The 13,766-nt window shown below is 35.0% G+C and carries 13 protein-coding genes; 1 reads left to right on the forward strand and 12 read right to left on the reverse strand.

Annotated elements, in window-relative coordinates; genetic code table 11:
- Positions 1 to 414: 414 nt before the first annotated feature.
- The 4 genes from CGC49_RS04185 to CGC49_RS04205 all read right to left on the reverse strand — a co-directional run bounded on the left by CGC49_RS04185 (position 415) and on the right by CGC49_RS04205 (position 6,318).
- Complete coding sequence (locus tag CGC49_RS04185; protein ID WP_042009567.1) at positions 415 to 1,077, reverse strand: aspartate kinase; 663 nt, start codon at positions 1,075 to 1,077, stop codon at positions 415 to 417.
- Positions 1,078 to 1,281: 204 nt separating this feature from the next.
- Positions 1,282 to 3,273: an NAD-dependent DNA ligase LigA gene (gene ligA, locus CGC49_RS04195; RefSeq protein ID WP_095911912.1), complete on the reverse strand. Its 1,992-nt coding sequence runs from the start codon at positions 3,271 to 3,273 to the stop codon at positions 1,282 to 1,284.
- Between the two features lie 137 nt (positions 3,274 to 3,410).
- Positions 3,411 to 5,366: an OmpA family protein gene (locus CGC49_RS04200; protein ID WP_095911913.1), complete on the reverse strand. Its 1,956-nt coding sequence runs from the start codon at positions 5,364 to 5,366 to the stop codon at positions 3,411 to 3,413.
- A gap of 31 nt (positions 5,367 to 5,397) precedes the next feature.
- The gene (locus tag CGC49_RS04205; RefSeq protein ID WP_095911914.1) at positions 5,398 to 6,318 is read right to left on the reverse strand and encodes a type IX secretion system membrane protein PorP/SprF; all 921 of its coding nucleotides are present in this window, start codon (positions 6,316 to 6,318) and stop codon (positions 5,398 to 5,400) included.
- 273 nt (positions 6,319 to 6,591) lie between these two features.
- On the opposite strand from CGC49_RS04205, the gene upp reads away from it, so the two are divergent.
- Entirely contained in the window at positions 6,592 to 7,248 is a 657-nt protein-coding gene (gene upp, locus CGC49_RS04215) for a uracil phosphoribosyltransferase (RefSeq protein WP_042344448.1), read from the forward strand.
- Here upp and CGC49_RS04220 read toward each other — a convergent pair.
- The 8 genes from CGC49_RS04220 to CGC49_RS04255 form a co-directional block, all read right to left on the reverse strand.
- Entirely contained in the window at positions 7,219 to 8,130 is a 912-nt protein-coding gene (locus tag CGC49_RS04220; protein ID WP_095911916.1) for a DUF6427 family protein, read from the reverse strand. The genes upp and CGC49_RS04220 overlap by 30 nt on opposite strands.
- Positions 8,131 to 8,140: 10 nt before the next feature.
- Positions 8,141 to 8,638, reverse strand: a complete 498-nt coding sequence (locus tag CGC49_RS04225) for a hypothetical protein (RefSeq protein WP_231550006.1) — start codon at positions 8,636 to 8,638, stop codon at positions 8,141 to 8,143.
- Between the two features lie 5 nt (positions 8,639 to 8,643).
- The gene (locus CGC49_RS04230; RefSeq protein ID WP_157908992.1) at positions 8,644 to 9,252 is read right to left on the reverse strand and encodes a porin family protein; all 609 of its coding nucleotides are present in this window, start codon (positions 9,250 to 9,252) and stop codon (positions 8,644 to 8,646) included.
- A 24-nt stretch (positions 9,253 to 9,276) separates the two neighbouring features.
- Positions 9,277 to 9,507 carry a ferredoxin gene (locus tag CGC49_RS04235; RefSeq protein ID WP_095911917.1) on the reverse strand — a complete coding sequence of 77 codons (231 nt, stop codon included), beginning with the start codon at positions 9,505 to 9,507 and terminating at the stop codon, positions 9,277 to 9,279.
- A gap of 344 nt (positions 9,508 to 9,851) precedes the next feature.
- Complete coding sequence (locus CGC49_RS04240) at positions 9,852 to 10,508, reverse strand: hypothetical protein (protein ID WP_095911918.1); 657 nt, start codon at positions 10,506 to 10,508, stop codon at positions 9,852 to 9,854.
- Positions 10,509 to 10,808: 300 nt separating this feature from the next.
- On the reverse strand, positions 10,809 to 11,147 hold the full coding sequence (locus CGC49_RS04245; RefSeq protein WP_157908993.1) for a hypothetical protein: 339 nt from the start codon (positions 11,145 to 11,147) through the stop codon (positions 10,809 to 10,811).
- Positions 11,148 to 11,238: 91 nt separating this feature from the next.
- Positions 11,239 to 12,393: an AAA family ATPase gene (locus CGC49_RS04250; RefSeq protein ID WP_095911920.1), complete on the reverse strand. Its 1,155-nt coding sequence runs from the start codon at positions 12,391 to 12,393 to the stop codon at positions 11,239 to 11,241.
- 84 nt (positions 12,394 to 12,477) lie between these two features.
- Complete coding sequence (locus tag CGC49_RS04255; RefSeq protein ID WP_095911921.1) at positions 12,478 to 13,731, reverse strand: peptidase U32 family protein; 1,254 nt, start codon at positions 13,729 to 13,731, stop codon at positions 12,478 to 12,480.
- Positions 13,732 to 13,766: the final 35 nt, after the last annotated feature.

Below are 13,766 nucleotides of genomic sequence, written 5' to 3' on the forward strand. Positions count from 1 at the left end.
ACCTATATTTAACTTTTAACGAAAGCTATGAAAATTACTATATATTTGTGTGTTATATGAAAAGAGAAAGAAGCTGTCCGAAAAGCTGGATTTTTTGTTATATTGTTTAATTAGTTTGATGAAGAATGTTTTAAGCTTAAAAAATATAAATAATTAACATTCAGAAATTTATTTTAAAAAACTTACGCAAAATTTATTGAAGTGGGAAAATATTTTTTAAATAACAACTCTTCGGACAATCCTATTTTTAATTCTGGTTGTGTTATAAAAAGTATGATGTTAGTTTTGATTGTCAGGCTGAGCGTAGTCGAAGCCTCGTAATTACAGGGCTTCGACTACGCTCAGCCTGACAGAAATATCCACTTTATTAAAAGTATCATACTTTTTACAACACTTCCTTAATTCTAATATTTTTTACAGCATTTTCAAATCTTTAATTACCTTAAACGCTATATCTATCTGACTTTCAGGAACTACAATTGTAAACTCATTAGATGTTGAAATCACCTCATTCATAGTAACTCCTTCCCATGCCAATCTCTGGAAAATAAAGTAGTAAATACCTGGAATTGAAACGTTTTCTTCTGGAAGTTTTACGCTTATGGAACCCAAATTACTATATTTATGAGTACATCTTTCTGTGCTAAACACAGTTTCAACAATAGGCTCTACTGAATTACTAACAATCAAACTAATTTCATTTACCCCGCGCGAGGAAGCGTAGAACACGTCCTTCGTATTTTGAATTTGTCGCAACAACTCAGATTGATTATTTAACAGAGTTTCAGAAACTAAAAAAGTGTAGTCCGTCAGATTAGAACGAACAATAATCTCACCTATATTCTTAAGAACCTTAACAATGCGGTGTGTCGAACGAAATTCCATATCTGTAGAAAGTCGTTTGAGTGCCATAACGATAGCACCATTGCGCACTTCCCTACTGGTTGTATCAGTTTGAATTTCTTTACGAATGATACGAGCCAGCGAAGTCAAATTGATAATCCCTTGTGATAGAGCCGTCTGCAAGAATGGTTTTGATTTTATATAATTCTCTACGGCAGATGAAACGGTTTTCATTAGTACATAATTTTAAGTTCACACTATTATTTCGTTACAAAATTACAATAAAAAAAAATCTTTGTAACAATATAAGTTTATTTTTTTTTGCTAAAATTTTAAAAACCTATAAAATATCTTTTCTTTTTGAATTATTAACCAAAGCAATCATAAATAAAATCCTTCTTTTTTCTGAAATCATCATCAGTTTTTCTATATTAAAATCTAAAGCATTTTTATGAAATCCTCTTCACTGATCATCGGAATGCCTAAACTTTCGGCTTTCTGCTTTTTACTTGGCCCCATGTTGTCACCCACAATCACATAGCTTGTTTTAGAAGAAATTGACGAACCTACCTTTCCTCCATTTTGTTCAATGATGTTTTTCAACTCATCACGAGAATGTAAATGAAATACCCCTGAAACCACAAACGTGAATCCTTTAAGCTTTTCAGTTTGATTTGCGATACTTTCTTCGGAGAGTGAAAATTGTAAATTATAGGATTTTAGTCGTTTGACAATATTTTTATTCTGTTCATTGTCAAAAAATTGAACTACACTTTCAGCTATGCGAACACCAATTTCATCTACTTGCATAAGTTCTTCGAGTGTGGTTTTTTCTAAGTTATCAATCGTTTTATAGTGCCGAGCCAATTTTTTAGCCACCGTTTCACCCACGTAACGGATTCCTAAAGCAAAAAGCACTCGCTCAAAAGGAACTTCTTTTGATTTTTCTATACCCTTGATAATATTTTCAGCACTTTTGGATGCCATTCGTTCCAATGGCAAAAGTTTTGATACTGTAAGCTCATACAAATCTGCGTAATTCTCAATTAGTTTTGAACGAAATAGCAACTCTATAGTTTCTCCACCTAAACCTTCGATATCCATGGCTTTACGCGAGATGTAATGTTGAATTCTGCCTGTAATTTGAGGAGGACAACCTTCAACATTAGGGCAATAGTGCTGTGCTTCACCTTCGTTACGTATCAATTCAGACTGACATTCAGGACAATGTGAAATATAAGTTGTTATCATAGAGCCTGAGGGACGCTTATCAAGTGCTACTCCTACGATTTTCGGAATGATTTCACCGCCTTTTTCTACAAAAACCGTATCTCCGACACGAATATCTAACTTTTCTATTTGGTCGGCATTGTGCAAGGATGCTCGTTTTACGATAGTTCCCGCCAACAATACAGGGGTGAGATTTGCTACAGGAGTAATGGCTCCTGTCCGCCCGACTTGGTACGAAATACTTTCTAAGGTAGTTGTCGCTTGTTCAGCCTTAAATTTATATGCCATTGCCCAACGTGGTGATTTTGAGGTGTATCCCAACTCTTCTTGCAGAGCTATATCGTTGACCTTGACCACCACACCGTCAATTTCATATGGCAAATCATGGCGGTGTACATCCCAATAGTTAATAAAGTCCATTACCTCATCGGTGGAATGACATAATTTTGATTCTTTAGGAACTTTAAAACCCCAGGAACGAGCCTTTTCCAAACCTTCATATTGTGTTTTTATATTTACACTACCAACTAATGCATACAGTAAACAATCCAATGGGCGTTTCGCTACTTCAGAGGTATCCTGCAATTTCAGACTGCCACTTGCCGTATTCCGAGGGTTCATGTAAGGATCTTCCCCTGCTTCGATACGTTCTTTATTCATTTCTTCAAATCCTTTTTTAGGTAAGATAATTTCTCCACGAATATGGAAACGCTCTGGGAAATCGTTTTGCAAAACCAACGGTACGCTCTTAATTGTACGTACATTTGCAGTAATTTCATCGCCTTGAAAACCATCTCCGCGCGTAGTAGCTTGGGTTAGTTTCCCTTTCTCATAAAGCAAATCAACCGAAGCTCCGTCATATTTCAATTCACAAGTAAAAGAGAGGTTCTGACTCCCTGATAGCTTAATGATACGTTTTTCCCACTCCTCCAAATCTTCTTTTGAATAAGAATTATCCAAAGAATACATCCGAAATTCATGTGTGATAGTATTGAAATTTTTAGTAATAGTCCCACCCACACGAACTGTTGGCGAATTAGAATCGAAGAATTCAGGATGTTGATTTTCTAACAACTGTAATTCCTTCAATTTTTGATCAAACTCGTAATCAGAAATAATTGGATTGTCCAATACATAATAATTATAATTATGCTGATTAAGTTCGTTTCTAAGCTGTTCTATTTGATTTTTGACGTCCATTTATTGAGATTATTAAGCCACAAATGTAGTATTTTTTTTACATCAATGAAATTTTCAAACGCAATTAACGTACGAAAAACAAAAGAGACTATTCTTGTTGGGAACAGTCTCTTTTTCATATTTTTTATCGCGTAGTTTTATTTCAGTTCTACGATAATAAATTCACTTCGGCGATTTGCTTGGTGTTCTTCTTCAGAACATGAAACACCATCCGAACAACCATTAACTAACTGAGTTTCTCCATATCCTTTTCCTGTGATACGACTCTTATCTATTCCGTTATCAATAATCCATTTTACGGTGGATTTTGCTCTTCTGTCGGACAATGATAAGTTATAAGCATGTGACGCCCTGCTGTCAGTATGTGAACGGACATCAATTTTCATATTCGGATATTCTTTCATAACTTCAAGAACCTTAGCTAATTGCACCGCAGCATCAGGACGAATATTCGATTTATCTAAATCAAAATAAATATTATCTATATGAAGTACTTTTGCTAAATCCGTACCTTCTCCAACCTTAACCACACGCGGTTTCAATAGAATCTCATAATAAATTTCTTTATCTTTTCCTGCTACTACATTGACCTCTGCTGTTTCAAATCCTTCTTTTTCTCCTTTTAAGTAGAAGTGTGCATCTGTGCAGTTTATGGATTCATCATCGAAAAGGAAAGCTCCTTTTGAATCTGCCTGTTTAGAACCCAACAACGCCATATCTTTATTTGATAAAGTCACCTTAGCATCAGGAATAATTTCATTGGTTTCTTGATTTTTTACAATTCCACGCATAGTTCGTGTACATACAAATCGTAGCGGTGTATGTTCATAAAAGGAATAAATATCATCTTTGCCTTTTCCTCCTGGACGATTTGAAGTCAAAAATCCTATCTTTTTATCACTGTCAATTACAAAACAAAAATCATCATCGGCACTATTTCCAGGTCTTCCAATGTTGATTGGTTTTGAAGTTGTCCCATTGTCATACAGCTTAACCGCAAAAATATCCAAACCTCCCAAACCTGGAAAACCATTTGATGAATAGTACAGAACATTATCATCGGAAACAAATGGGAAAGACTCACGCCCTGTGGTATTAATCACATTTCCTAAATTCTCAGGTTTTCCATAGCCATCTTTGAGTATTTGGACACGAAATATATCAGAATTTCCTAATGTTCCTTTCATATCTGAAGCAAAATATAAATACTGCTCATCAGGGCTTAACGCTGGATGTGCCACACTGTGAACATTACTATTGAAAGGCATCTCAATCACATTGCCCCACTTACCGTTAGCATCTTTAGTCGCTCGTAAAATTTTTAAGAGAATAGTATTTTCACTATTCATCCCCACTTTTTTATTCACATAATTATTACGTGTGAAATAAACGGTATTGCCATCCTTAGTAAAGACAGCCGTAGATTCGTTGAATTTTGTATTAATATCCGATGAGAAAAGTGATTTTTTATCAAGAGAAATGCTGTCGCGAGAAGCCTCATATAAATCGTAAAAACTCTCGCCTGTCCATTGTGAAGTTTGCTTGAACATACTGCTATTACTCGCTGCAAAAATAACCTTATCTCCACCATAGAACGCGGCTCCATACTCTGAATGCTCTGTGTTGATATCCGTATGATACAAATCCATACGATTCGAATTATCTTTGATAATCTCTTGATAATTCCTGTTCTCTTGGAATAATACCGCTCTTGTATCATTCGCATCTGTCAACTCAACAAACTTAACCATCATCCTATCAGCCTCATCATAACGATCTGCCGATTTTAACGAAAGTGAATAACGATAGTAATATTCTGGCTTTAACTTATACTCCGGATTGGCAAACAATTGCTCATACCAAACCAATGCTGCTGTATAATCAGCATTGAAATAATACGAATTGCCCAAACGCTCCAACAACTCCTGATTCACAAAACCCTTCTTAGCTATACTTTCGTATATCTTAATAGCATCTACATAAGCATAATTCTGATACAAATCATTCGCCTTCTGTAATTCCTTTTCCTGTGCAAAAATATTTGCCGTTATTCCTAATAATAGAAAAAACAATAATTTATGGTATATTTTCATAGTATGATTACCTTCAAGATTTAAACTTTAATTAGAAGAATCGTGGAGAAACCACCTTTTTGTACATCTTCACTAACTCGTAACGTAAAAATATTTCATGTGACCCCGAGTTGTAGCGAGATAATTCCGTCGTCTCAAAATCATAACCGTAGCCTATAAACCAACGATCATTCACCTGAAAACCTGCCATCAAACTCACTGCCGCTGACCAACGCCAAGCCGCTCCAAGAACAAAACGCTCATTGAACATAAAGTTTGCCGATACGTCCAACTGCAAAGGTGCTCCATAAGTCATCTTCGACAAAACTGCTGGCTTAAATTTAATATTATCTGTCAAATCAAAAACATATCCTCCTATCAAATAGAAATGCTGTGTGTTTTTCAACACAGACACTCTACGGTCTTTTGATTCATAAATCTCCGTCTCTAACAAATTAGGAACCGAAAAACCTATGTAATACTTATCCGAATACCAAAAAACACCTGCTCCTACATTCGGTGAAAATATAGTACTATTCTCCGAAAAATGTGTATCTGATGGATCGTACAAACGAAGTTTATTATAATCCAAACTAAAAATCTCTGCTGTACCCTTTAAACCAAAAGCTAACTTCGAATTATCAAAATTCAAAGTATACGAGAAATCTAACATAAAACTCGTATTGGTTTGTGGCCCTATTGCGTCATAGAACAACGAGTACCCCAAACCCACGTTTCGCAAACGCTCCTGAGGAGCATGATAACTAATCCCTCCACTGCGAGGAGCTCCATCCAAACCAATCCACTGTGCTCGGAATATACCAAAAAAACTATCAACACCACGAGACCCCGTATATCCCGGATTAAACATCATCGTGTTGTACATGTATTGTGTGTACTGTGATTCTTGTTGAGCGAATCCTAATACACACAGAAAGAACATACACAAAGCTACTAACTTATTCTTCTTCATATAACTAAATTAAAAGTTCATCCCTCTCTTTACATGTCAGAACTATGCGTTAGACATGAATTTGACATAATACATATCAAACGGAGGCAAAAATACGTTTTTTATTGCGTACTTACAAGAAAAATGAATTATTTTTAGAAGTAAAAATTTCTTTTTCTTGCTGATTATCTTCATTTTAAATTTTATGTCGGAAATATCTCTTAAAGAAGGCATTCTTCTTTCTTCTAATTTTTGTAACTTTGCAGGACGAAACATGTAAAAATACTGATACATATGATCATACACCACTTAGGCGAAAAGCCTTCGATTTTAAATCGCTTCGTAGCCGAATTACGAGATGTGAACGTTCAAAAAGATCGTATGCGTTTTCGTACGAATTTAGAACGTATAGGAGAAATTCTATGCTATGAAATGAGTAAATTTTTACAGTACAAATCAGAAATCGTAACGACTCCATTGGGTGAGAAAAAAGTAGAAATCCCTAAAGACGACGTGGTTATATGCTCCATTTTACGAGCAGGATTAGCACTTCATCAAGGACTTATGAACTATTTTGACAATGCTGACAACGCTTTCATTTCTGCCTACCGGAAACACACCTCTGAAACAGATTTTGATATTTTAGTGGAATATTTAGCTTCTCCTTCCTTAGAAAATAAAATTCTTTTTTTAGCTGACCCTATGCTTGCTACAGGTCGCTCATTTGTAAACGTTTACAACGCACTCAATTCCTTGGGAAAACCCAAAGAAATACATTTGTTTGCTGTTATTGGTGCTCAAGAAGGAATAGATTACTTAGAAAAAAACTTCCCCGAGGACACTCACCTGTGGATTGCCACCACTGATCCCAAACTAAATGAAAAAGGATACATCATTCCAGGATTGGGAGATGCAGGTGATTTAGCTTTCGGATATAAAATGCAACAATAATACCACCAAAGGAATGGTTAACAGTGACCACAAAACGGTTTCTTTTAGCCATTTTTTTGTTATTTTTTCAACATAAAGGGCAAACAATATCGAAAGGGGCGTGAATATAAAGACCGGTTCCTTTGAAAAAAAGGTTACAATCAGACCTACAGACAAAATCTGTACAATCAATTGACTGCTTCCGCTGTGGTATTTATTCTTAAAAAAATAGACCAGCAATGATGTTATGAGTATGAATCCCATTAAAATTAGCGAAAATAACATGGGTGGGTGCAATGCCTTTTGATACGAAAAATCCCATAAATCTCCTGTTGAAGGAACTGTAAAGGTAAGATCCAATACCAAAAACATTACAGATGATAAAATTCCAACACAAAAAATAGCAAAAAAAGGAATTAACCAATATTTTTTCTTTTTAGAACGGTACAAAAGAAGTGAAATCCATACGTTTAGCAAAAAAAACAAAGCATAAACATTGAATAATCCCGCACAAAGTATCAAAAATGAGACATCAAATATCTTTTGAGGAATATTTCTTTCATTTTTCAATGATAACATCCGCCATATTGCAATAGTTATAAGTAAATTGGAAGCTAAAATAAGCAAATTAGTATACGCAGTAGGAAAAAGAATCACGAATACCCCAAAAAACAATAATGAATAGGAGTTTCCTTGAGTCAATTCATTCCAACGATCAATTTTATTTAAAAAATACAATGTAACATAAAGTAAAGAAGCTACTCCAATGATTCTGAAAACATGCCATACTTTCCAAATCGTATCGAAAATAAAAAACTCGTAGAGCAATTGTCCAAAAATTACTGCTAAGATTACCGCTAACAAATTGGCGGGTTTTCTATTTTCAAATCTATTAGAAATCATTTTCAATCAATTAGTTAGATACCGTAATTTGATTCCCCGAAACGGACACATTGTAGTTCAACAACGGATAGCTACGTTCCGATGACGCCACCATAACGCTGCCATTCACCAAGTTATAAACCGAACCATCACAAGGGCATATCACAAAAATGTACGCATTGGAATTATTTGTACAGATTTGAAACCTCTCTCCCTCCTTCGAAGCACAATACAATCGATCGCAAGCTGACGGATATTGATTCGGACAAGCTGCCTCCCATGCTACATACCGATTATTGCTAACGTGCGTTACAAAAACACCCTTAAGTCCAATCTCTGAAATATAGATAGTATTCTGTGGATACTTCAATGAGTTATATACAGGCAGATTCAAATTTATGGTATAAGAAAACCTACTTTCAGGCAAATACGGATTACGTTCAATTTTAGATTTTGTACAAGCAAAAAGCACTACAAAAACAAACCAAACGCTCATCAAAATAAAAGTAACTTTTCTTATTTTTCTCATACGCATCAAAATCTATATCCCATTCCAATGGAAATATACGAATTTTTAAAATTATTCGTGGAACTTATGTTCATTTTTTTTAACGATTCATTGGAACTATCCGCAATATTTGTCAATCCTTGATTGAATCGTGCTTCAACGAAATAACCTGAAGAAGTAGTGTACTTCAGTCCGATACCGAGCGATAAGTCAAAGTTATCGAATGCTTTCTCAACAATCACTTCTTCCTCGTTCTTTTTGTACGAAAATTTTGATTTTTTAGCCAAAAAATTAAACTGTGGCCCCACTTGAGCGCTAAGTCTTTCATAAACTTTCATTCCTAACAAAACTGGAACTGAAATATAATCTAATGCAACGTTTACACCACTTCCTGCCACATTTACAGTTCCCCCTATGCGAGTATAGAGTCCCTCTGTTTGTACGAAAAACAAGTTCGACAAAGGAAAATCGATCGTAACTCCACCGTAAAAACCGTGATATCTGGAAAGTTCAACCCCAGGATTTACATCTCCACTTAATGAAGCATAATTGTATCCTCCTTTAATCCCTACATACTGTGCTTTTGCCTGTTGGAAAAATAATCCAATAAATAGCAAAAATAATATTTTTTTCATATTCATATATTTTTTAGTTAAACATCATATTTTTTTAGTTGAAATAATTTTAACGGGGCATACCTTTTGAGCCTCTGCACAATTTTCATAGATACCATCATCGTGCGATTTGAGTGTGAAAAAACCCTTCTTCTCTGTGGAGCGAAGCAAAACACTTTTTCCGTCTTTCTTCGACATTTGGAACTGCTCCGGAGCTACTTCCACACAATAATTACACCCAATGCATTTATCACGCTGTAAGGTTACTACTACCATTATTTATTTGTCTTTAAATTGTGTTATAAAAGTACGATGATATTTTTTCGTGTCAGGCTGTTTTTTTTGTCAAGTTGAGCGAAGTCGAAGCTCTATAATCACGAGGCTTCGACTTCGCTCAGCCTGACAGAGTTGTTTGCTTTTTTCTATATTACAATTATTGAAAGTTTCGCTCATATACTTGCTTTTGAGACTTTGCTCAGCTTAGTAGGAAAAATCCGTTTTTTATTCCCATCATACTTTATTCATTTTCCAATTTTATAAGTCAACTTATTTAGAAAATTTCTTTAAGAAAACAAATTATCTTCTATTTGAACCCGTGTTTTGTCTTTTTTAAAAGCATATTAGCTTCTTACAAATTTCCCGAGGGCTTCCAAAAGTTGTGGGCGGTCTTCAAGGGCGATTTTAGCCACTTTATGGAACTTCGATACCCATTTGTCGAGGGTTTCAAAGGCTTTGTTTTTGTCTCGGGTAGCTTGTTGGCTTTCCCCTTTTTCTTGCAGATAGGTAGCGTAGGCTTTTTCTACTTCGGGGAGTTCTTGAAGCTGATTTTTGATATCTTCTTCGTTGATTTTTAGTTGTTTTAGTGGCGTAAGAAGATTGGGAGTGGTATCCAAAAGCTGATAAAACGCTCTCATTTCTTCCATAGCTGAGGCGATGGCTCGGGCAGCACTTCCTTTGAGTTTAAGCTGACGAAGAGCTTCTTCGTTGTCCTCAAAGACGATACGTGCCTTTTTGCGATGTGTACTATATTTTTTCTGTACGTTTTGATATTTTTCCTGAAAAGCCAATGACGCCGATGTCTCTTCGCGTGTTTCTTTTATATTGGCATCGAATGTTTTACGAGCTTCATCATAAAGGGCTTTTCCTTCAGCGATTTTGGCATCGTCGTAGCCGTATTCTGCTAATTCTGTTTTCAAATCGCCCTCTTTGGACAGATTTTCAAACATCGCTCCAAAATTCTGAAGCATTTGTTCGTTGGATAGATAATATGTTTTCATTTTTTAGCGTTTTTACAATTATTTTCCTATTCTTTGAATTCTTTTTATGTTTTGGTGTCTCCCTTTGTTATTTTAATACTTCGGAAGGTTTTTTAGTCGTACATTTGCTTATTTTAGTCCCACATTGACTTATTAAAATGCTTCGGAGTGTTTTTTAGTGTTACATTGGTTTATTTGAACACTCCGAAGGGGGTTTTGTTAACTTTGATAAAGTTTGGTTACAATCGGTGTGAAATTTGTTATCCACTCATTAAATTTGAGTTTCTGCTACTATAATCTTATTTCCTCCGAATTTCAAATTTATTTTATATTTTCTACGTCCTTTGAGTCACTATTGTAAGAGCATTCTAATTTGTTTGTTTTGACTCTCAATGATATATTTTTATTATTTTTTTTGAATTTGTCCATTGCTCTTTGCTCATCTGTACTTTTAGGCATTTTAGAAGAAATAACAAAAGCATAATTTTTTGGATATTTATATGAAAAATCTTTTATGCTTTGTTCTATCTGTAAAAAAGCTTTTTTCACATCACTTCCTTTTAATTCCACAAAAATTTCTATTTCATCTTCTTTGAAAAAATAATAATCACAACATTTAGGCTCTTCTCCTTTTGGAACAACACCATTATCTATCCGCACTTTATAAAAATCATTGGCATTTTTTAGAACAAATACCCTTCCATTTTCCTTACAAGTGGCAATGTTTCCACAACTATTTTTATGTACATCTTTAATCTGCCTCTTCTTCATACTTAATATCCAATAATTTTGAAAACTCTTCGCTTATTTCTTCCGAAATACTATCCAAGTAATCGCCATTTATCAGATTTTCATCTTCATAAATGGCAGGTTTTACAATTCCTTTTTCTATTGAAAATACACCTATTTGCTCCATAGTCAGCCAATATGCTTTCGGAATAATTTTATTTATTTCCTCCTCTTTTTCAGGTTTCAATTTTGCTATTTCACCTGCCAATAGCAAATTATTAAGAGAGGTTAAAATATACGGACTATGTGTTGCGAAAGCCAATCGGGTAGTACAATTTTCTTGTTTGTTTTCTACAAAACAGTCTTTTACTAAACGATTTATCAATCTTCTTTGTGCAGCGGGAAATAAAGAGAGTTCAGGTTCTTCTATGAAGATGGAGAGGTTTTTAGCATTATTAAAGATTTTCCCTGTCTTTCCACCACCTAACCCTCTTCGTTTATTTTCATTTTGTAAGACTTCATTAAAATCATATCTTTGTGATATATAATTAACAATTAACTCCAAGAAAGAGGCATTTTTAGTTCCACTAGAAGCATTTTTAAATTTCATTTCAAAATCATCACCTTTAACGAAATATTCCGAATGAAACTCTGCTTTCTTTTCAAATAAAGTCAATTTCGTAGCTTCTATAAAAAAATCTTTCTTTTGTTTAATAGCATTTTTAAAATTAAAAAAAGTATCTTCTAAATGATACGGAATTTCCATATTTAAGCTAAAATCTTGATTGAAAATATTAGGCAAAATCCCTCTATTTTCACTTAAAAAAATAACTTTATCAAAAGTAGTATCGTAACATTTTGTAACTTCAAATTTTCCATTTTTTAGTTGGTATTTAGCACAACCTAAATCAAAAACAATTTCTGTTTTCTCAGAAATAAACTCTTCTATCTCGCTTGTTTGTAGATTCTTAAAGAAAATATTCTTATTTATTTCTTCTTGGAAAAAATTTGCCAAATTATTCTGCTTATGCACCCAACGAAGAAGCGACATTAATTTCAAAATGGCACTTTTCCCACTACCTGACTCACCTATAAAAACCATTAGTGGTTTTATTTCGATGTCCAATTCTTTTATTGGTCCAAAGTTTTTTAAATATAATCTTTCCGTTGTTTCCATTTTTATAAATTAATTTTTACTTCTTCAACTGTACTTATAATTCCTAATCATCAGCATATTTGTCAATAATAGAGAATTCACTTCTCACTTCGCAAACTCCGTAGCTACAATCTTATATAATTTATCCGAGAGGCGAATTCTGAAATCGGTTTTGATGGTGCAAGAGTCGCCTTTGGTTGCTTTTTGGGCAGGAGCGTCATTGACCATCATATTTTCCAAAACGAACTCCTGTACGCCTGTGGTAGGGCCTGTAATGAGGAGTTTGTCGCCCACTTTAATATCGTAGGCTTCGATGAGAAATTCCGCAATCCCCGATTTTGGAAAATAGTGCTTTCCTTGTCCTACATACACCTTTTTCTGTGTGGCGTTTGACCCCGGATTCTCGCTCCACTCTCCCAATTTCTGTCCCAAATAATATCCACTCCAAAATCCTCTGTTGTAAACGGTTGATAGGGCTTCCATCCATTTTTCAACCTTTTCTTTTGAATATGTCCCCTCGTAATACGCATCAATAGCTTCACGATAGGTTTTTATGACAGTCGCTACATATTCGGGAGCTCTTCCGCGTCCTTCAATTTTGAGTACTTTGGCTCCTGCGTCAATCACTTGGTCGAGGAAGTCAATCGTGCACAAATCTTTGGGCGACATCATATATTCGTTATCAATTTCGATTTCAAAACCGCTTTCTTGGTCGATTACGGTGTATTTTTTTCGGCAATTTTGCTTACACGCCCCTCGATTTGCCGATGAATTATGCGAATGCAAACTCAAATAGCATTTTCCTGAAACCGCCATACACAACGCTCCGTGACCGAAGATTTCTATCTCGACCAAATTCCCTGACGGACCTTTAATTTGCTCCCTTTGGATTTGCTCGGCGATTTTCTTTACCTGCCTAAGGCTCAATTCACGACTCATTACCATTGTATCGGCAAACATTGCATAAAAACGCACCGTTTCGATGTTTGTAATATTGATTTGGGTAGAAATATGCACTTCCATACCAATTTGACGAGCATAGGCAATAACCGCTTGATCCATAGCAATCACTGCGGTTAAGTTTGCCTTCTTTGCAGCGTCGAGCAAGGTTTTTATGATGGATAAATCGTGGTCGTATATGATTGTGTTTAAGGTAAGATAGGTACGGATACCTTTTGGGCGGCAACGTTTTGCAATTTCGTCCAAATCGTCAATGGTGAAATTGATACTTGCTCTTGCCCTCATATTCAGCTGGTCAACTCCAAAATATACCGAATCAGCACCATTATCAATAGCTGCTTGTAACGATTCGAAGTTTCCTGCGGGAGCCATCAGCTCTATTTTTCCTGAATTTGTCATAAATTTGATTGAAAGTTAGCGAGTGCAAAGATAAA

The organism is Capnocytophaga sp. H4358 (assembly GCF_002302515.1).
Lineage (GTDB): Bacteria > Bacteroidota > Bacteroidia > Flavobacteriales > Flavobacteriaceae > Capnocytophaga > Capnocytophaga canis.